The following is an 18064-nucleotide window of genomic DNA, read 5'->3' on the forward strand; positions in this document are numbered from 1 at the left end:
CTTTAGAAGAACAGACAGGGAAGCGGAATGATCAAGGAGCGCGACATCATGGGAGGCTTGATGAAGGGCCTCAAGGTGATCGAGGCCTTCAGCGCCGAGCGACCACGGCTGTCGATCACCGAAGCCGCCGAAGCCGCGGGCCTCGATCGCGCCACGACGCGCCGCTGCCTGCTGACGTTGTCAGAGATGGGCTACGCGGCCTATGACGGGAAGTTCTTCACGCTGACGCCCCGCGTTCTGAGACTCGGAACGGGTTGCCTGGCCGCCATGCCCTTGCCGCGCATCGTGCAGCCGGTTCTCGACCGCCTGTCCCAGGAGATCGGCGAGAGCACGTCCGTTTCGATCCTCGACGAGAGCGAAATCGTCTATGTCGCGCGGGCCGCCCAGCGGCGGGTGATGTCGATCGCGCTGATGCCGGGTTCGCGCCTGCCCGCCTACTGCACGTCGATGGGCCGCGTTCTGCTGGCGGCACTGGATCCCGCGGAGGCAAGGCAGGTGCTGCAGGCATCCACCCGGACAGCACGGACGGAGCGGACGGTGACCAATCTCGACGCGCTGATGGCCATACTGGAGGAGACGCGCAAGCAGGGCTATGCGCTGATCGACCAGGAGGTCGAACTGGGCTTGCGCTCCATCGCCGTGCCGCTGACCACGGTACGCGGCCAGACCGTGGCCGCGCTGAACGTCGGGCTTGGCGCCGGCGCCGAATCCATGTCGTCGCTCGCGGCGCGCTATCTGCCGGCCTTGCGCAAGGTCCAGGCGGAGCTTTCTCAGGTGCTAACCTAACTCAAGGGCGGGCGGCGTTCGCGACCGCAATGACCGGCAGCCAAACTCTGCGAGGCCACACGAACAGGTCGAAAGAGCCTCGCGGTGCACCGGAGAAGGCGCCCCGCGGTCTTGAAAGACTGTCGTCAGATGTCAAAGAACACCGTCTCGCTCTCGCCCTGCAGATGAATGTCGAACCTGTAGGCATCGCCATCCCGCGCCGCGATCAGGGTCGGCACGCGCACCTTGTGCTCGATGCGCGCCAGCACCGGATCGGCCGCATTGGCCTCCGCCTCGTCGGCAAAGTACAGGCGGGTATGCAGGCCGATATTGATGCCGCGCGCCACGATCCAGACGGTGATGTGCGGCGCCATAGGCCGACCGTCCGCGGATGGCACGCGACCCGGCTTGATCGTGTGAAATTCGTATTCGCCGGTCTCCATATCGGCCGGGCAGCGGCCCCAGCCGAGGAAGTGTGGATCGGCCTTGCCGCGCGTCTCCGACGGGCTGTTGTAGAAGCCATCGGCATCGGCCTGCCAGATCTCGACCATGGCGTCCTTGAGCGGCGTGCCCGAGCCGTCAATGACACGGCCACGAATGGTTATGCGCTCGCCGCGGGTCTTGTCGTCGTAGAGCGGGCCGGAGCCGAGGTCCTTCTCATAGACGCCGTGAATGCCGGTGAAGTTCGGCGTGCAACCGATATGGACATAGGGACCGGCCGTCTGCGACGGGGATTCCTTCAGGTAGTTAAGCGGCTGTACCATGTCAGTTTCCCTCCTTCCGGTTCTCGAACAGCGTCGAGCGGCGGCCGCGCAGCACGATGTCGAACTTGTAGGCCCGCATGTCGTGCGGCATGGTCGCGTTCATGTCGAGCGGGGCTATGAGGCGCTCGATCGCCGCCTTGTCGGGGATCGTCTTGACGATCGGGCAGATCCAGATCAGCGGATCACCCTCGAAATACATCTGGGTGATCAACCGCTGGGCGAAGCCGTGGCCGAAGATCGAGAAATGGATGTGTGCGGGGCGCCAGTCGTTGACGCCGTTCGGCCAGGGATAGGGGCCCGGCTTGATGGTCTTGAACCAGTAATAGCCGTCCTCATCGGCAATGGTCCGGCCAACGCCGCCGAAATTCGGATCCAGCGGCGCGAGATAGGTGTCCTTCTTGTGGCGATAGCGGCCGCCGGCATTGGCCTGCCAGAACTCGACCAGCGCGCCGGCGACACCCTTGCCGCGCTCGTCCACCACGCGGCCATGCACCAGAATGCGCTGGCCGATCGGGCTTTCGCCGGGCTTGGCGTAGTTGACGATCAGGTCGTTGTCGAACTCGTTCAGCATGTTGTGGCCGAATACCGGGCCGGTGATCTCGCTCTTTGTTCCTTCGAGGGAGATAAGCGCGCGCTGCGGCGAGCGCAGCACGCTGGTCTTGTACCAGGGCGTGTAAGCGGGCGGATGCATGTCACGGTCGCGGGGGAAGAATACCCCCGTCTCGGGCTTGGTGTTGATCATCGTCCTTCCTCCCTCTCGCTGTCGGCGTCCATCTGCTGGAGCGCACTCCTAGCAATCTTGATCGCATGGTTCGCGGCCGGCACCCCGGCATAGATCGCCACATGAAGCAGCGCCTCCATGATGTCATCGGGCGTTGCTCCGGTGTTCTTCGTCGCGCGTACGTGCATGGCCACCTCGTCGTGGTGGCCAAGCGCCGCGAGCAAGGCGATGGTCACCATCGAACGCTCGCGCTTGGTCCAGTTCGGCCGCGACCAGACATGGCCCCAGGCTGCCTCCGTGATCAGGTCCTGGAACGGCTCGTCGAAGGCGGTCTTCGATTTCAGCGCCTGGTCCACATAGCTGTCGCCCAACACGCTGCGGCGGGTCGCCATGCCCTGATGGTAACGCGGAGACTTTTCGGGGGCTTCACTCATGTCCAGATTTCATGCCTTCTTGAGAAAGGATTGCAGCAGTTCGGCCAGCGCTTCCGGCTGCTCGACGCAGGGAATATGGCCGCAGTTCCCGATGATCTCGAAGCGGGCGTTCGGGATTGCGGCAGCCATCGCCTCGACCAGTTCGGGCGGAGTCGAGCCGTCCTGGTCGCCGACGACGCAGAGAACGGGCACCGAGATGGTTGCCAGTCCATCGGTGAAGTCCGCGTCGCGGATCGCTTCACAGGTCGAGACATAGCCGGTGGCGGACTGGCGGCACATCATGGTCCGGTAGCCGGCGAGATCCTCAGCGCGCTCGCCATGGAAGTCCGGCGTAAACCAGCGCTGCATGACGTTGTCGGCGATGCTTTCCAGACCACCCTTGGCTATGGCGTCGATGCGCGCGTTCCAGACGTCGGCCGTGCCGATCCTGGCCGCGGTGTCGCACAGTACCAGTTTCTTCACGAGCTCCGGGCGCTTCAGCCACACGCCCTGACAGATGAGGCCGCCGACCGAGAGGCCGCAGAACACCGCCCGCTTGATGCCGACATGCTCGACGAGCGCGATCAGGTCATCGACGAGGTCGGCCATGCCGAAGGGCTTGTCGGCGCCACCGGTCAGGCCATGGCCGCGGCTGTCGTAGAGCAGGACGGAGATGTCGTCGCTGATCTCGTCGAACAGCGGCAGCCAGATGCGGAAGTCGGTGCCGAGCGAGTTGGAAAAGACGACGAGATTCTTCGCGTCCGGCTCGCCGAGCAATTCGTAGTGGACCGTAATTCCGTTGATGGTGGCGAAAGCCATGGGATTCTCCTCACGAGGTGAAAGTTATTCGATGCATTTTGGCGGGTAAAATGATATTTCCTCTCAAATTCATAACCAAATTGGCATGAATCATGGATCAGAGGATCAAGTTTCGGCACCTGCAGACCTTTCTTGAGGTCGCACGCCAGCGCAGCGTCGGCAAGGCCGCCGACGCACTGGCCATCACCCAGCCAGCGGTCACGAGGACGATGCGCGAGCTCGAGGAGATCCTCGGCGTGGCGCTTCTTGAAAAGGATGGTCGCGGCATCCGGATCTCCCATTTCGGCGAGGTGTTCCTGAAACATGCGGCCGAGAGCCTGGCGGCGGTGCAGCGGGGCATGGACTCGCTTGCCCAGGCGATGAAGTCGGAAGGGCCGCCGATCCGCATCGGCACATTGCCCACCGCCTCCGCGACCTTCATGCCGGATGCGGTGGCCGATTTCCTGGCGAGCGGCACCGGCAGCCAGGTGACGATCGAAAGCGGCGAGAACCGCGCGCTGCTGAATTCGCTGCGCCTCGGCGAACTGGACCTGGTGGTGGGGCGCCTGGCCGCACCGGAGCGCATGACCGGCCTGTACTTCGAGCCGCTCTATAGCGAGGAAGTGGCGATCATCGTGGCGCCCGACCATCCGCTTCTGGCCCGGCGCAATTTCACGCTCGGCTCGCTTGCCAACTACACTGTGTTGATGCCGAACAAGGGCTCGGTCATCCGCCCCTATGTCGACCGGCTGCTGCTGACCAACGGCATTCCGGACCTGCCGAACACCGTGGAGACCGTTTCGGACTCGTTCGGACGCGCCTTCGTCACCCGGCATCAGGCCGTGTGGTTCATCTCGCGCGGCGTTGTCGCCGAAGAGTTGCAGAGCGGCCGGCTGGCCGAGCTCGCAATCGACATGAGCGAGACACGCGGCGCGGTCGGGTTGACGACCCAGGCCGGTGTCGAACCGAGTGCCGCACTCACGCTGCTCAAACAGACGATCCGCAATCATGTGGCGGCACGGACCGCCCTGATCTGATCGTCTACTCAGTGCGCCTCGTCCCAGTTGTGGGCGGCGCGGGCATCGACCTTGAGCGGCACGCGCATGGAAACGGCCGGCATGGCCGCATGCTCCATTGTCCGGACGATGATCGGCATGGCCGCGTCGATCGCCTCGTCTTCGACCTCGAAGATCAATTCGTCATGCACCTGCAGAAGCATGCGCGCCTTTTCGCGAAGACCAGCCACTTCGAGCGCCGGCTCGACCTTGATCATGGCCCGGCGGATGATGTCGGCGGCCGAGCCCTGGATCGGAGCGTTGATGGCGGCCCGCTCGTTGAAGGCGCGCATCGAAGGGTTGGACGACTTGATTTCCGGATAGTGGGCGCGACGGCCGAAGATCGTTTCGACATAGCCGTTTTCGCGGGCGAAGGCCTTGGTGCTCTCCATGTAGTCCTTGATACCCGGGAAGCGCTCGAAATACTTCTTGATATAGTCGCCGGCCTCCGACCGCTCGATGCCGAGCTGGTTGGCGAGACCGAAGGCGGAAATGCCGTAGATGATGCCGAAGTTGATCGCCTTGGCGCGGCGGCGGACTTCCGACGGCATCCCCTCGACCGGAACACCGAACATTTCCGAGGCGGTCATCGCATGAATGTCGATACCGTCGGCGAAGGCCTGGCGTAGCTGCGGGATCTCGGCCACATGGGCGAGCACGCGCAGTTCGATCTGGCTGTAGTCGGCCGACAGGAGTTTGTGACCGGGCGTGGAGACGAAGGCGGTGCGGATCTTGCGGCCCTCGGCGGTGCGCACCGGAATGTTCTGCAGGTTCGGCTCGGAGGACGACAGGCGGCCGGTCGTGGTGGAAGCGAGCGAATAGCTGGTGTGGACCCGCTTGGTCTCAGGGTGGACGAAGCTGGGCAACGCATCCGTATAGGTGGATTTCAGCTTGGTCAGCTGTCGCCAGTCGACGATCTTGCGCGGCAGGGGCGCACCTTCGGCGGCAAGATCCTCGAGCACCTGGGCCGAGGTCGACCATTGGCCGGTCTTGGTCTTCGATCCGCCGGGAAGGCCCATGCGACCGAACAGGATGTCGCCGAGCTGCTTGGGGGAGCCGATGTTGAAGCGCTCGCCGGCGAGTTCATAGATCTCGTCCTCGAAGGCGGCGGCCTTCTGGCCGAGTTCACCGGAAAGGCGCGACAGGATCTGGCGGTCGATCGAGATGCCGCGCTCTTCCATGTCGGCCAGTACCGGGACCAGCGGACGCTCCAGGCGCTCGTAGATGCGTGTCAGGTTTTCCGCCGCAAGGCGGGGCTTGAGCACCATCCACAGGCGCAGCGTCACATCGGCGTCTTCCGCCGCATAGGCGGTCGCCTTGTCGATATCGACATGGTCGAAGGTGACCGACGACTTGCCGGTGCCGGCGACATCCTTGTAGGCGATCGGCGTGTGCCCCAGCCAGCGCTCCGAGAGGCCGTCCATACCGTGATTGCCCTTGCCGGCGTCCAGCACGTAGGACATCAGCATGGTGTCGTCGAAGCCCTTGATGACGACGCCGTAGCGCTTCATCAGCAGGTAGTCGTATTTGAGGTTCTGGGCGACCTTGAGGATCGACGGGTCTTCCAGCAGGCCTTTCAGCGCCGCAAGCGCCGCGTCCATGGGGATCTGCCCTTCGGCGAGCTTCAGACCGTCGCTGAACAGGTCGTCGCGGCCGGTCTTGTGGCCGAGCGGCACATAGGCGGCGCGAATGTCGGTCGAGCCGGACTGCTGGCCATTGTCGGCGATGGCCAGCGAGAAGCCGACCAGTTCGGCCAGCATCGGATCGATGGAGGTCGTCTCGGTATCGAAGGCGACGAGACCCGTCTCGCGCGCCGCATCGATCCAGGCGTTGAGCGCGTCGATGTCGCGGATCGTCTGGTAGGCGACCGTGTCGATCTTCTGTCCGTGGAACGCGGCGGCGCGCGCGGCTGCGAGATCCGCCGGCGTCGGATCACCGGTCGCAGCAGCGGAAGCCGGGGCTGTCTTGTCGGCCGGAGCGGCGGACGATGCCGAGGCCTCACCATTTGCCGGTGCGGCGGCGTCGAGGTCCGGTCCGTGGGCGGCAGGCCCCCACTCGACGGTCACCGGAACCGGTTCGATGGCGGAGGCATCGCAACCGCAGGCGTCGGCGACTCGGCGCGTCAGCGTGGTGAATTCCATCGTCTTCAAGAAGCCGATCAGCTTCGGCCCGTCCTGCTGCTCCAGAACCAGGGCATCGAGCGGCATGTCGACAGGCACGTCGGTCTTCAGCGTTACAAGCTGGCGCGACAGGCGGACGAGATCCGCATTGGCCACGATGTTCTCGCGGCGCTTGACCTGCTTGATCTCGCCGGCACGCGCCAGCAGCGTGTCGAGATCGCCGAATTCCTCCAGCAGCTGCGCCGCCGTTTTCGGGCCGATGCCCGGGACGCCGGGGACATTGTCGGTGGAATCGCCGGTGAGCGACTGCAGGTCGATCATCTTTTCCGGCGGGACGCCCCATTTCTCGATGACGTCGGGAATGCCGATCTGCTTGTCCTTCATGCTGTCATACATGTGGACCATCGGGGTGACGAGCTGCATCAGGTCCTTGTCGGACGAGATGATGGTGACGTCGGCCCCGATCGCCTCGGCCTGGCGGGCATAGGTCGCGATCAGGTCGTCGGCCTCGAAGCCTTCTGTCTCGATGCAGGGAAGATTGAAGGCGCGGGTCGCCTGGCGGATCAGGCCGAATTGCGGGACCAGCTCCTCCGGCGGTGCGGAACGGTTGGCCTTGTAGAGCGGATAGAGCTCCTTGCGGAAGGTCTTCGACGAATAGTCGAAGATGACGGCGAAATGGGTGGGCGTCACTCCGACATTCGTGTCGCGCGCTTCCGTCAGCAACTTCCACAGCATGTTGCAGAATCCGGAGACGGCGCCGACCGGCAGCCCATCGGACTTCCGGGTCAGCGGAGGAAGAGCGTGGAAGGCACGAAAGATGAAGCCCGAGCCGTCGACGAGGAAGAGATGATCGCCTTTTTTCATGTCGGCATGGATAGCGCGGGGCGTTCGAGGCGTCCATACAAACTTGCCACAAGAGGCAGGTCGCAAACACGAAAACGTTACGAATTTGTAATCCTGCCTTCCCTTGAAAAACCATATTTCACCGCACATTTGATAGTCACCGGCGCCTGATCACGCCGCAGTCTGAAAGAGGCTCGTCCCCCGCCGCTTCAGACTGGACAAAGGCCTTATCCCCCTCTCCGGGCCTTTGTCCTCCATTTCGAAGCCGCCATGGCGTCCGCCTCCAAGCCATGGCGGCTTCTTGATGTCCGGGCCATGGTTCGCCCGCCTCCACAGCCCAAAAAGACCCGAACCGAAACTGGATCGCCTGCGATTTATTCTTGAGAGAAGCCTTGAACAGGCTTATCCATTGGCATGGCCCAAAATCGTTCCGATTCCGCCACCTATCTCGCCGGCCAACTGGCCAAGGGATTTGCCCGCGCCCTGCAGGTGCGTGCGGCGAAACTGGGGTTTTCGGCCGGCCAGCTGCCCATTCTCATCGAGCTTTGGAATGAAGAGGGGCTGACCCAGAAACAGCTTCTCGACCGGGTCGACATCGAACAGGCGACGATGGCCAATACGCTGTCGCGCATGGAGCGCGACGGCCTGATCGAGCGCCGACCGCATCCCTCCGACCGGCGCGCGCAACTCATCTTCCTGACCGAGAAGGGCCGCGGCCTCAAGGACGAGGCGCTTGCCGCGGCCGATGCCGCGGACCAGGCGCTTTTCGCCGGTTTTCGCCGCTTCGAGAAGGAGCTGATGCTCGAATATATCCGCTGGGCGATCGACAACGCCCGTAAGCTCTGAGCACAGCATTCATCTCCGCAACTGACGAAATTTAGTTTCGTCCGGCCTCGAAACCTCAAAGCCTTTGGTCTATCGTCCCGGCGATTTGCAATGTCCAGGATGGATGCCATGACCGATATTTCCGCCGTACTCGACAGCGCCGACAAGGCCCTGCCACAGAGCCTCGACCGCCTGTTCGACCTCGTCCGTATCCGCTCGATCTCGACCGATCCCGCCTACAAGGCCGAGTGCCGCAAGGCCGCCGAATGGCTGGTCAAGGAGTTGACCGCGCTCGGCTTTACGGCTTCGGTGCGCGACACGCCCGGCCACCCGATGGTCGTCGCCCACCACGCCGGCGCGACCGCAAACGCGCCGCACGCGCTCTTCTACGGCCACTACGACGTCCAGCCGGTCGATCCGCTGAACCTCTGGGAAAACGATCCCTTCGCCCCGGCGATCAAGGAGCTCGACGGCGGCCGCAAGGTCATCACCGGCCGCGGCACGTCCGACGACAAGGGCCAGCTGCTGACCTTCGTCGAAGCCTGCCGCGCCTACAAGGCGGTGCATGGCAGCCTGCCGATCGAGATCACCATCCTGTTCGAAGGCGAGGAAGAATCCGGTTCGCCGTCGCTGAAGCCCTTTCTCTCGGCCAATGCCGAAGAGCTGAAGGCCGACTATGCGCTGGTCTGCGACACCAGCATGTGGAACACGGAAACGCCGGCGATCGCAGCTGCGCTGCGCGGCCTGGTCGGCGAGGAAATCACCATCACCGCCGCCGACCGCGACCTGCATTCGGGCCTGTTCGGCGGTGCCGCCGCCAACCCGATCCACATCCTGGTCGACATCCTGGCCGGCCTGCATGACGAGGCCGGGCGCATCACCCTGCCGGGTTTCTACGACGGGGTCGAGGAGACACCTGCCAACATCAAGGCATCCTGGGAAACGCTCGGCCGTACGGCGGAAAGCTTCCTCGGCGAGGTCGGTCTGTCGATCCCGTCCGGTGAAAAGGGCCGCTCGGTGCTCGAACTCACCTGGGCGCGGCCGACGGCGGAGGTCAACGGCATCACTGGCGGCTATACCGGCGAAGGTTTCAAGACGGTGATCGCCGCCAAGGCGTCCGCCAAGGTATCGTTCCGCCTGGTCGGCGACCAGAACCCGGCACAGATCCGCGAGAGCTTCCGCGCCTACGTACGCTCGAAGATTCCGGCCGACTGCTCGGTCGATTTCCACGAACACGGCGGCTCGCCGGCAATCCAGCTGTCTTATGATTCTCCGGTGCTGACCAAGGCCAAGAACGCCCTGTCGGACGAATGGCCGAAGCCGGCCGTCGTCATCGGCATGGGCGGGTCGATCCCGATCGTCGGCGATTTCCAGAAGATGCTCGGCATGGATTCGCTGTTGGTGGGGTTCGGCCTCACCGACGATCGCATTCATTCGCCGAACGAGAAATACGACCTAAATTCCTTCCACAAGGGCATCCGGTCGTGGATCCGCATTCTCGACGCGCTGGCTTCCTCCTGAGGGAGCCGGTGCCTCCTGGCGATACCGCCATTCCAAGTGGCCTAGGCCAAAAACGCAAAAAGGCCGGGAGTTACCCGACCTTTCCTCTGCCGTTTCGACGCCCGTGCCAGTACATCCGTGGTCAGGGGCGGAAACGTGCAATGCGCATTTCCGGATCTGGGTCTGCCTTTCGGCTTGGCCCTCGTCCCGTGATCAGAAGAATGCGGCCAAGTGATTAACCAGTGGTTAATGACGGCAACTTCCTTGATCCAAAACGCTGCAACGCATCTTGCGGTGCAAGCTGCATTGGTTGAACCTTAAGTGGGAAGCCCGGTCGCCGATATCAAGGGACTTCCTCGAACGAGGCTTGCCTGACGACGAAAACTGCGGATAGAAAAGACCCATGAGCCTCCAGTCCGTCCGCACCTTCTTCGCCGAAAATGCCCCCGACATCGCGGTCATCGTCACCGATGCGAGTTCGGCGACGGTCGCGCTGGCGGCGGAAGCCCATGGGGTCGAGCCGGACCAGATTGCCAAGACGATCTGCCTGAGGATCGGCGACGAGGCCGTGCTGGTGGTGACCGCCGGCACCAAGCGGCTCGACAATCGCAAGTTCAAGGACCGCTTCGGCGTCAAGCCGCGCATGCTGGGGCCTGAAGAGGTGGTCGAGCTCACCAGCCATCCGGTCGGCGGCGTCTGCCCGTTCGGCCTGCCCTCGCCCCTCAAGGTCTATTGCGACGTATCGCTGAAGGCGTTCGACCAGGTCGTGCCGGCCGCGGGTGCCACCAATTCGGCGGTTCACATCACGCCGGAGCGAATGGCGGAACTGACCAATGCCGAGTGGGCCGATCTCTGCCAGTAGGACGACATGCATCGAGGCGCCGGAGCGGCGCGGGGCCATCGCCGCGCCGCCGAGGCAACGCGATAGGGGAATGTTTACCGCGTGTTAACCCCCCCTTAAATCGCCGCATTTAGACTCCAATCCTCCGGCCGCGCTTTCCTGCTTGTCATGCGGCTGCAACACACAGCGCAAAGCGTGTCCCGGCGACGGCCGGACGCAGGCGCACAGGTTTCTGGAGCTAGATCGCCGGCCATGGCAAGCAGAGGCAAATCCCGTGAACGCGTCGAGCCGACCTTCGAGGAGGAGGAGGAGCGCGATGACGAATTTCGCGTCGATGCCGGCGACCGCATCGGCGGCAAGCGCACGGGCCGCGGCGCCAAGGCAAAGACCGGCAAGACGGCAAAGGCCGCGTCCAAGCCGCGTTCGTCGGGGCGCGGCAAGGGCAAGGCGAAGCGCAGTTCCGGCGGGCTGTCGGGCCTGCTCGGCCGGCTGATCTACTGGTGCATCGTGCTCGGCATCTGGGGCGCCATCGGCGTCGGCGGCATCGTCATGTATTACGGCGCGCGCATGCCGAGCGCCAGTTCCTGGTCGATCCCCGAGCGGCCGCCGAATCTCAAGGTCGTTTCGGTCGAAGGCACGGTCATCGCCAATCGCGGCGCAACCGGCGGCGAGGCGCTGGCGCTCGAAGACATGTCGCCGTTCATCCCGCAGGCTGTCATCGCCATCGAGGACCGGCGCTTCTACTCGCATTTCGGCGTGGATCCGTTCGGCCTGGCCCGCGCGGTGGTCACCAATATCGTCAGCGGCCGCACGGTTCAGGGCGGCTCGACGCTGACGCAGCAGTTGGCGAAGAACCTCTTTCTCTCGCCCGAGCGCACGGTCGAACGCAAGATCCAGGAAGTGCTCCTGTCCTTCTGGCTCGAACACAAGTTCACCAAGGACCAGATCCTGGCCATGTATCTCAACCGCGTCTATTTCGGCTCGAACGCCTATGGCGTGGAGGCGGCATCGCGGCGCTATTTCTCCAAGTCGGCCCGCGACGTCAATCTCGGCGAGGCCGCGCTGCTGGCCGGCCTGCTGAAGGCGCCGTCGCGCCTTTCCCCGGCGCGCGACCCGCAGGCGGCGGAAGCCCGCGCGCAGGTCGTGCTCGGCACTATGCGCGAGGAAGGCTTCATCTCCGAAGACGAGATCAAGACGGCGATGTCGCAGCCCCCGACCACGGCCAAGCGCTATTGGACCGGCGCCGGCCAATACGTGGCCGACATGGTGCTCGACGAGACCAAGCGGCTCATCGGCACGATCAGCGAAGACCTGCTCGTCGAAACGACGATCGACATGACCCTGGAGAAGAAGGCCGAGGCGGTGATCGTCGATAGCCTCGAGGCCGAGGGCGACAAGCTCAAGGCATCGCAGGCCGCTCTCGTGTCGATCGACGGCACGGGCGCGATCCGCGCGCTGGTCGGCGGTAAGGACTATGCCGAGAGCCAGTTCAACCGCGCGGTCAAGGCCAAGCGCCAGCCGGGCTCGGCCTTCAAGCCGTTCGTCTACGCGGCGGCGCTGGAAACGGGCGTGCGCCCCGATTCGACCCGCAACGACGCGCCGGTCAGGATCGGCAACTGGACGCCGGAGAATTACGACGAAAAATACCGCGGACCAGTGACCATTTCCCATGCACTGGCCAATTCGCTGAACACCATCGCCGCGCAGCTGGTGATGGAGGTCGGACCGGACCATGTCATCAAGCTCGCCCACCGGCTCGGCATCGAATCGGAGCTGCAATCCAATGCCTCGATCGCGCTCGGCACGTCGGAAGTCTCGCTGCTCGAACTGACGGCCGCCTATGCTCCGTTCATGAACGGCGGCTACAAGGCGACGCCGCACATCATCCGGCGCATCTCCACCGCCGAGGGCAAGGTGCTCTACGAGAACGACTATGCCGAACCACCGCGCGTTCTCGGCGAACCGGTGGTCGCCGCCATGAACCGCATGTTGAAGGGCGTCATCACGGACGGCACCGGGAAGAAGGCGCGCCTCGACCGCTGGGAAGCGGCGGGCAAGTCCGGTACGACCCAGTCCTTCCGCGACGCGCTGTTCGTCGGCTACACCAGCAACCTGACGACCGGCGTGTGGTTCGGCAATGACGACGGCCAGTCGATGAAGAAGGTGACGGGCGGCGGGCTTCCCGCCAAGGCCTGGCACGACTTCATGACGGCCGCCCATGCGGGGCTGACGCCTGTGCCGCTCGCCGGCGAAGGCTATGTGGAACCGCAGGCACAGCCGATGACCATCGGCACCATTCTCTCCGACGTGTTCTCCGGCGGCGAAAAGCGCTATCCGACCGCGCCCGGTACCCCCGCCGGCAGGCAGGGCAATATTCCGCAGGCCGACATGCCGCAGGCAGAGATCCCGCAGGCGGATCCCTATCAGCAGGGCGCGGGCGGGCCTATTCCGCCGGCCGATGTCGGCGCTCCGTCACCGGTCCAGCCGGCGGCTAGGCGCACCACGCTCATGGACATCATCATGGGTCAATGAGCGTCTGCGTCTTGTATCGGCGCATGGCAGGAACCATCTTTTCGGATGCAGCCCGGCGCAAGGCTTGACCGCTATCGGTCTTGCCCAGTCAGGCCGCAGATTTCGGGCCGCAAAAAGGCCGGCAAATGGACGCCAATCTGTTCTTTTTACAGGGTTACGCCCCGTTTCCAGCCTTGCAGTCAGAAAAACCGCTTCTTATATACGCGACATAACCGCAGCGAAGGCTGCGAGATCCCAGACCATCCACGTCGAGGGGCCGTCAGGGGAATGCCTTTCGGGGGTTCCGACGGCCTGCTTCAAGGAGAGAATGACATGGCTAAAGTAATCGGTATCGACCTTGGAACGACCAACTCCTGCGTTTCCGTCATGGACGGCAAGGACGCGAAGGTCATCGAGAATTCCGAAGGCGCACGCACCACGCCTTCCATGGTCGCCTTCAGCGACGATGGCGAGCGTCTCGTCGGCCAGCCGGCCAAGCGCCAGGCGGTCACCAACCCGACCAACACCCTCTTCGCCGTCAAGCGCCTCATCGGCCGCCGCTACGAAGATCCGACCGTCGAGAAGGACAAGGGCCTCGTTCCGTTCCACATCATCAAGGGCGATAACGGCGACGCCTGGGTCGAAGCCCAGGGCAAGGGTTATTCTCCGGCCCAGATCTCGGCCATGATCCTTCAGAAGATGAAGGAAACGGCGGAAGCCTATCTCGGCGAGAAGGTCGAAAAGGCCGTCATCACCGTTCCGGCCTACTTCAACGACGCCCAGCGTCAGGCCACCAAGGACGCAGGCCGCATCGCCGGCCTCGAAGTCCTGCGCATCATCAACGAGCCGACGGCGGCAGCGCTTGCCTACGGTCTCGACAAGAAGGAAGGCAAGACCATCGCCGTCTACGACCTTGGCGGCGGTACCTTCGACATCTCGATCCTGGAAATCGGCGATGGCGTCTTCGAAGTGAAGTCGACCAACGGCGACACCTTCCTCGGCGGTGAAGACTTCGACATGCGTCTCGTCGAATATCTCGCAGCCGAGTTCAAGAAGGACAACGGTATCGACCTGAAGAACGACAAGCTGGCCCTGCAGCGCCTCAAGGAAGCTGCGGAAAAGGCGAAGATCGAACTCTCGTCCTCGCAGCAGACCGAAATCAACCTACCGTTCATCACGGCGGACGCTTCCGGTCCGAAGCACCTGACGATGAAGCTGACGCGCGCCAAGTTCGAAAGCCTGGTCGACGACCTGGTCCAGCGCACCGTGGCACCTTGCAAGGCAGCCCTCAAGGATGCCGGCCTCACCGCCTCGGAAATCGAGGAAGTGGTTCTGGTCGGCGGCATGAGCCGCATGCCGAAGGTACAGGAAATCGTCAAGCAGCTGTTCGGCAAGGAACCGCACAAGGGCGTCAACCCGGATGAAGTGGTCGCCATGGGCGCCGCCATTCAGGCCGGCGTTCTGCAGGGCGACGTCAAGGACGTCCTGCTGCTCGACGTGACCCCGCTGTCGCTCGGCATCGAGACCCTCGGTGGCGTGTTCACCCGTCTGATCGATCGCAACACGACGATCCCGACCAAGAAGAGCCAGACCTTCTCGACCGCCGAAGACAACCAGAATGCCGTGACCATCCGCGTCAGCCAAGGCGAACGCGAAATGGCGCAGGACAACAAGCTGCTCGGCCAGTTCGACCTCGTCGGCCTGCCGCCGGCTCCCCGCGGCGTCCCGCAGATCGAAGTGACCTTCGACATCGACGCCAACGGCATCGTCCAGGTCTCGGCCAAGGACAAGGGTACCGGCAAGGAGCAGCAGATTCGCATCCAGGCTTCCGGTGGTCTGTCTGACGCCGACATCGAGAAGATGGTCAAGGATGCCGAGGCGCATGCCGAGGAAGACAAGAAGCGGCGCGCCGCGGTCGAAGCCAAGAACCATGCCGAGAGCCTCGTCCATTCGACGGAAAAGTCTCTCAAGGAGTATGGCGACAAGGTTTCGGAGACCGACCGCAAGGCCATCGAAGACGCAATCGCCGCTCTGAAGGGCGCGATGGACGTCTCCGAGCCGAACGCCGAGGACATCCAGGCCAAGACGCAGACCCTCATGGAAGTTTCCATGAAGCTCGGCCAGGCGATCTATGAAGCGCAGCAGGCCGAAGAGGGCGCTGGTGCCTCGGAAGGCGGCAAGGACGACGACGTCGTCGATGCCGATTACGAGGAAGTCAAGGACGACGACGCGAAGAAGTCGGCCTAATGCAGCGGCCGCAGCGACGTATCACCTTCAAGAGGCTGGCCTTCGGGCCAGCCGCATTTTCATTGGCCCTTGGCGCGAGCGCCGTTTCGGCGCAGGACAATGGTCAACTGGAAGCGGTCTTTCGCAAGGTGAGCGCCGCCGAGGTCACCATCGTCAAGGCGATCGGTGCGGGCAACAGCCGCCAGCTATCCAAGACAGGCACGGAACTGGGCCGGATCATCGAGGCAGCGCTGAAGCGCCGCGAGGATGGCGGCACCGTGACGTCCTGCGACATGGCGGCCCATTCGCTGGCCTTTCTCGCCGTCTCGGCGGCGGACGGACTGGCCAACAAAGGCGAGCCTCGCCAGCTGCTGATCGAAGATGCACGCGCCGCGGCGTCTGACTTCCAGAAGGACATGGCCGCCTGCGAAAAGCAGGCAGGCAAGAAGACTGGCAGCCACACGAGCGTGGAGAAAGCTTTGAGAGCTTTGTAGGACCATGGCAAAAGCAGATTTCTACGAGACCCTCGGGGTCGCCAAGACCGCCGACGAAAAGGAGCTGAAAAGCGCCTTTCGCAAACTGGCGATGAAACTTCACCCGGACAAGAACCCGGGCGACGCGGAAGCCGAAAAGAAGTTCAAGGAAATCAACGAGGCCTATGAGACGCTCAAGGACCCGCAGAAGCGCGCGGCCTATGACCGTTTTGGCCATGCCGCCTTCGAACAGGGCGGTGGCGGCGGCTTCCATCCGGGCGGCGGCGGGTTTGCCGGCGGCGGGTTCTCCGACATCTTCGAAGACATCTTCGGCGAGATGATGGGCGGCGGCCGCGGAGGCCGTGCGCGTTCGACCGGTGGTCGCGAACGCGGTGCCGACCTGCGCTACAACATGGAAATCTCGCTCGAGGAAGCCTTCACCGGCAAGACCGCGCAGATCCGGGTTCCGACCTCGATCACCTGCGAGGTCTGCACCGGGACCGGCGCCAAGCCGGGCACCAAGCCGACCACCTGCGCCACTTGCCAGGGGACGGGGCGCATCCGCGCCGCCCAGGGCTTCTTCTCGATCGAACGGACCTGCCCGACCTGCCACGGTCGCGGCCAGACGATCTCGGACCCCTGCGGCAAGTGCCACGGCCAGGGCCGGGTTACCGAAGAGCGCTCACTTTCGGTCAACATTCCGGCCGGCATCGAGGACGGCACCCGTATCCGCCTTCAGGGAGAGGGCGAGGCCGGACTGCGCGGCGGCCCGGCGGGTGATCTCTACATCTTCCTGTCGGTCAAGCCGCACGAGTTCTTCCAGCGTGACGGGGCGGACCTCTACTGCACCGTGCCGATCTCCATGACGACGGCGGCTCTTGGCGGGACCTTCGACGTGGTGACGCTCGACGGCGCCAAGTCGCGCGTGACGGTTCCGGACGGTACCCAGCCCGGAAAGCAGTTCCGCCTGAAGGGCAAGGGCATGCCGGTCCTGCGTTCGACGCAGACGGGCGATCTCTACATCCAGATCCAGATCGAGACGCCGCAGAAGCTCACCAAGCGGCAGCGCGAGCTGCTGCAGGAGTTCGAGCAGCTTTCGTCGAAGGAAAACAACCCGGAATCGACCGGTTTCTTTGCCCGGATGAAGGACTTCTTCGATACGCTGAGCGACTGAGCGGATCAGTCGCATACCAGGGACATTGAGCGAGCCGGAGGCCTCTCCGGCTCGCTTCTTTTTTGCGTTCTCGGCTCAGGCGGCGACAGGACGCGGCTGGCGAAGGATGAACCAGGCAAAGCGGCGCTGAATGGTCGGCGCGATCCCATAGACGATGCTGAACACCATGACGGGCGCCAGGATGGCCGTGCGCTCCCAGAGCGGCCAGCCGTCGGTCAGCGGCATCAGCACGTAGAGGATTGCGGTAACAAAGGGGTAGATGGCGGCGAGCATCAGCATCGACAGCCGGAGCTTGGAGGGGACGGGGCGGGGGGCGGAAGCATCGGGCATGATTTTCTCCATAAGAACGGTACGTTTCGTTCTATATAGAAACGGATCGTTTCGTTCAATAGGAAATCATGCTATGGCGATGAAAAAAGCGGAGGGCAGCGTCATCGTAGAGAAAAAGGCAGAGAACCGTCGTACCTCGATCGGCTCGCAGCGCAACCCGGCAAGCGAGGAGGCCATCCTCAAGGCCGCGCAGGACATTCTGTTGGAAGGCGGCCTGCCCGCCTTTTCGATCGAGGCGGTCGCCCGGCGTGCCAAGGCCGGAAAGCCGACCATCTACCGCTGGTGGCCGTCCAAGGCCGCGCTGCTACTGGATGTCTATCATCGCCAGAAGGACGGGGTGCCCCATCCCGACACCGGGGATATCCGGAAGGACCTCTCGCTGTTCCTCGCCGGCCTCCTCGGTTTCTGGCGCGACGGCGGGGGGGCGATCTTCCGCTCGATCATCGCCGAGGCGCAGAACGATCCCGCCGCGCTGCAGGCACTGCAGGCCTATGCCATGTCCAGATGCCGGCAGAGCGGGGTTATCCTGCAGCGCGGACAGGCGCGTGGAGAAGTTCGGGCGGATATCGATCCGGCACTGTTGATCGAGCTGTTCTCGAGCTTTGCCTGGAACCGGCTGCTGACGAGCCGGCTGGACGTGAGCCAAGAGGAGATCGAGCAGATCGTCTCGGCGGTCGTGGACGGGGTAGCCGTTCGAAAATAGGC

At 63.8% G+C, this 18064-nt stretch carries 16 protein-coding genes; 10 read left to right on the forward strand and 6 right to left on the reverse strand.

Annotated elements, in window-relative coordinates:
- Window positions 1-27: 27 nt before the first annotated feature.
- On the forward strand, window positions 28-786 hold the full coding sequence (locus AC07Y0_RS18610; RefSeq protein ID WP_498679193.1) for an IclR family transcriptional regulator domain-containing protein: 759 nt from the start codon (window positions 28-30) through the stop codon (window positions 784-786).
- A 125-nt stretch (window positions 787-911) separates the two neighbouring features.
- Here the strand turns inward: AC07Y0_RS18610 and pcaG are convergent, their stop codons facing one another.
- Genes pcaG through pcaD form a run of 4 tightly spaced genes read right to left on the reverse strand, consistent with a single transcriptional unit; the run spans window position 912 to window position 3482 of the window.
- A complete protein-coding gene (gene pcaG, locus AC07Y0_RS18615) occupies window positions 912-1529 on the reverse strand; it encodes a protocatechuate 3,4-dioxygenase subunit alpha (protein ID WP_498679194.1) in 618 nt (205 codons plus the stop codon).
- 1 nt (window position 1530) lies between these two features.
- Window positions 1531-2271, reverse strand: a complete 741-nt coding sequence (pcaH, locus tag AC07Y0_RS18620; RefSeq protein WP_498679195.1) for a protocatechuate 3,4-dioxygenase subunit beta — start codon at window positions 2269-2271, stop codon at window positions 1531-1533.
- The gene (gene pcaC / locus AC07Y0_RS18625; RefSeq protein WP_498679196.1) at window positions 2268-2684 is read right to left on the reverse strand and encodes a 4-carboxymuconolactone decarboxylase; all 417 of its coding nucleotides are present in this window, start codon (window positions 2682-2684) and stop codon (window positions 2268-2270) included. The genes pcaH and pcaC overlap by 4 nt, the downstream gene beginning before the upstream one ends.
- A gap of 9 nt (window positions 2685-2693) precedes the next feature.
- On the reverse strand, window positions 2694-3482 hold the full coding sequence (pcaD, locus tag AC07Y0_RS18630) for a 3-oxoadipate enol-lactonase (RefSeq protein ID WP_498679197.1): 789 nt from the start codon (window positions 3480-3482) through the stop codon (window positions 2694-2696).
- Window positions 3483-3571: 89 nt separating this feature from the next.
- Between pcaD and pcaQ the strand changes: the two genes are divergently transcribed.
- A complete protein-coding gene (pcaQ, locus tag AC07Y0_RS18635) occupies window positions 3572-4498 on the forward strand; it encodes a pca operon transcription factor PcaQ (RefSeq protein ID WP_498680277.1) in 927 nt (308 codons plus the stop codon).
- Window positions 4499-4506: 8 nt separating this feature from the next.
- Here pcaQ and polA read toward each other — a convergent pair whose 3' ends face one another.
- On the reverse strand, window positions 4507-7500 hold the full coding sequence (gene polA, locus AC07Y0_RS18640; protein WP_498679198.1) for a DNA polymerase I: 2994 nt from the start codon (window positions 7498-7500) through the stop codon (window positions 4507-4509).
- A gap of 393 nt (window positions 7501-7893) precedes the next feature.
- Here polA and AC07Y0_RS18645 point away from each other — a divergent pair, with 393 nt between their 5' ends.
- From AC07Y0_RS18645 to dnaJ, 7 genes are all read left to right on the forward strand, one after another.
- A complete protein-coding gene (locus AC07Y0_RS18645) occupies window positions 7894-8325 on the forward strand; it encodes a MarR family winged helix-turn-helix transcriptional regulator (protein ID WP_498679199.1) in 432 nt (143 codons plus the stop codon).
- 108 nt (window positions 8326-8433) lie between these two features.
- Window positions 8434-9825: a M20/M25/M40 family metallo-hydrolase gene (locus tag AC07Y0_RS18650; protein ID WP_498679200.1), complete on the forward strand. Its 1392-nt coding sequence runs from the start codon at window positions 8434-8436 to the stop codon at window positions 9823-9825.
- 382 nt (window positions 9826-10207) lie between these two features.
- On the forward strand, window positions 10208-10666 hold the full coding sequence (locus AC07Y0_RS18655) for a YbaK/EbsC family protein (protein ID WP_498679201.1): 459 nt from the start codon (window positions 10208-10210) through the stop codon (window positions 10664-10666).
- A 231-nt stretch (window positions 10667-10897) separates the two neighbouring features.
- A complete protein-coding gene (locus AC07Y0_RS18660) occupies window positions 10898-13177 on the forward strand; it encodes a transglycosylase domain-containing protein (RefSeq protein ID WP_498679202.1) in 2280 nt (759 codons plus the stop codon).
- 312 nt (window positions 13178-13489) lie between these two features.
- Entirely contained in the window at window positions 13490-15403 is a 1914-nt protein-coding gene (gene dnaK / locus AC07Y0_RS18665) for a molecular chaperone DnaK (RefSeq protein ID WP_498679203.1), read from the forward strand.
- On the forward strand, window positions 15403-15876 hold the full coding sequence (locus AC07Y0_RS18670) for a hypothetical protein (RefSeq protein WP_454748489.1): 474 nt from the start codon (window positions 15403-15405) through the stop codon (window positions 15874-15876). The genes dnaK and AC07Y0_RS18670 overlap by 1 nt, the downstream gene beginning before the upstream one ends.
- 4 nt (window positions 15877-15880) lie before the next feature.
- Window positions 15881-17029 carry a molecular chaperone DnaJ gene (dnaJ, locus tag AC07Y0_RS18675; RefSeq protein ID WP_454748488.1) on the forward strand — a complete coding sequence of 383 codons (1149 nt, stop codon included), beginning with the start codon at window positions 15881-15883 and terminating at the stop codon, window positions 17027-17029.
- A gap of 75 nt (window positions 17030-17104) precedes the next feature.
- Here the strand turns inward: dnaJ and AC07Y0_RS18680 are convergent, their stop codons facing one another.
- Window positions 17105-17359: a putative antibiotic biosynthesis monooxygenase gene (locus tag AC07Y0_RS18680; RefSeq protein ID WP_498679204.1), complete on the reverse strand. Its 255-nt coding sequence runs from the start codon at window positions 17357-17359 to the stop codon at window positions 17105-17107.
- Window positions 17360-17432: 73 nt separating this feature from the next.
- On the opposite strand from AC07Y0_RS18680, the gene AC07Y0_RS18685 reads away from it, so the two are divergent.
- Window positions 17433-18062 (forward strand): TetR/AcrR family transcriptional regulator, encoded by a 630-nt coding sequence (locus AC07Y0_RS18685; RefSeq protein WP_498679205.1) that lies wholly within the window; start codon window positions 17433-17435, stop codon window positions 18060-18062.
- Window positions 18063-18064: the final 2 nt, after the last annotated feature.

This window comes from Allorhizobium sp. GW101-3B10, assembly GCF_059424725.1.

Excerpts from the sequence above, each read along its gene's own strand:
- AC07Y0_RS18670 (WP_454748489.1), top strand. The coding sequence starts at position 15,403 with ATGCAGCGGCCGCAGCGACGTATCACCTTCAAGAGGCTGGCCTTCGGG.
- pcaG (WP_498679194.1), bottom strand. The coding sequence starts at position 1,529 with ATGGTACAGCCGCTTAACTACCTGAAGGAATCCCCGTCGCAGACGGCC.
- AC07Y0_RS18680 (WP_498679204.1), bottom strand. The coding sequence starts at position 17,359 with ATGCCCGATGCTTCCGCCCCCCGCCCCGTCCCCTCCAAGCTCCGGCTG.
- pcaD (WP_498679197.1), bottom strand. The coding sequence starts at position 3,482 with ATGGCTTTCGCCACCATCAACGGAATTACGGTCCACTACGAATTGCTC.
- AC07Y0_RS18650 (WP_498679200.1), top strand. The coding sequence starts at position 8,434 with ATGACCGATATTTCCGCCGTACTCGACAGCGCCGACAAGGCCCTGCCA.
- AC07Y0_RS18655 (WP_498679201.1), top strand. The coding sequence starts at position 10,208 with ATGAGCCTCCAGTCCGTCCGCACCTTCTTCGCCGAAAATGCCCCCGAC.
- AC07Y0_RS18685 (WP_498679205.1), top strand. The coding sequence starts at position 17,433 with ATGGCGATGAAAAAAGCGGAGGGCAGCGTCATCGTAGAGAAAAAGGCA.
- pcaH (WP_498679195.1), bottom strand. The coding sequence starts at position 2,271 with ATGATCAACACCAAGCCCGAGACGGGGGTATTCTTCCCCCGCGACCGT.
- AC07Y0_RS18645 (WP_498679199.1), top strand. The coding sequence starts at position 7,894 with ATGGCCCAAAATCGTTCCGATTCCGCCACCTATCTCGCCGGCCAACTG.
- pcaC (WP_498679196.1), bottom strand. The coding sequence starts at position 2,684 with ATGAGTGAAGCCCCCGAAAAGTCTCCGCGTTACCATCAGGGCATGGCG.
- dnaK (WP_498679203.1), top strand. The coding sequence starts at position 13,490 with ATGGCTAAAGTAATCGGTATCGACCTTGGAACGACCAACTCCTGCGTT.
- AC07Y0_RS18610 (WP_498679193.1), top strand. The coding sequence starts at position 28 with ATGATCAAGGAGCGCGACATCATGGGAGGCTTGATGAAGGGCCTCAAG.
- dnaJ (WP_454748488.1), top strand. The coding sequence starts at position 15,881 with ATGGCAAAAGCAGATTTCTACGAGACCCTCGGGGTCGCCAAGACCGCC.
- polA (WP_498679198.1), bottom strand. The coding sequence starts at position 7,500 with ATGAAAAAAGGCGATCATCTCTTCCTCGTCGACGGCTCGGGCTTCATC.
- AC07Y0_RS18660 (WP_498679202.1), top strand. The coding sequence starts at position 10,898 with ATGGCAAGCAGAGGCAAATCCCGTGAACGCGTCGAGCCGACCTTCGAG.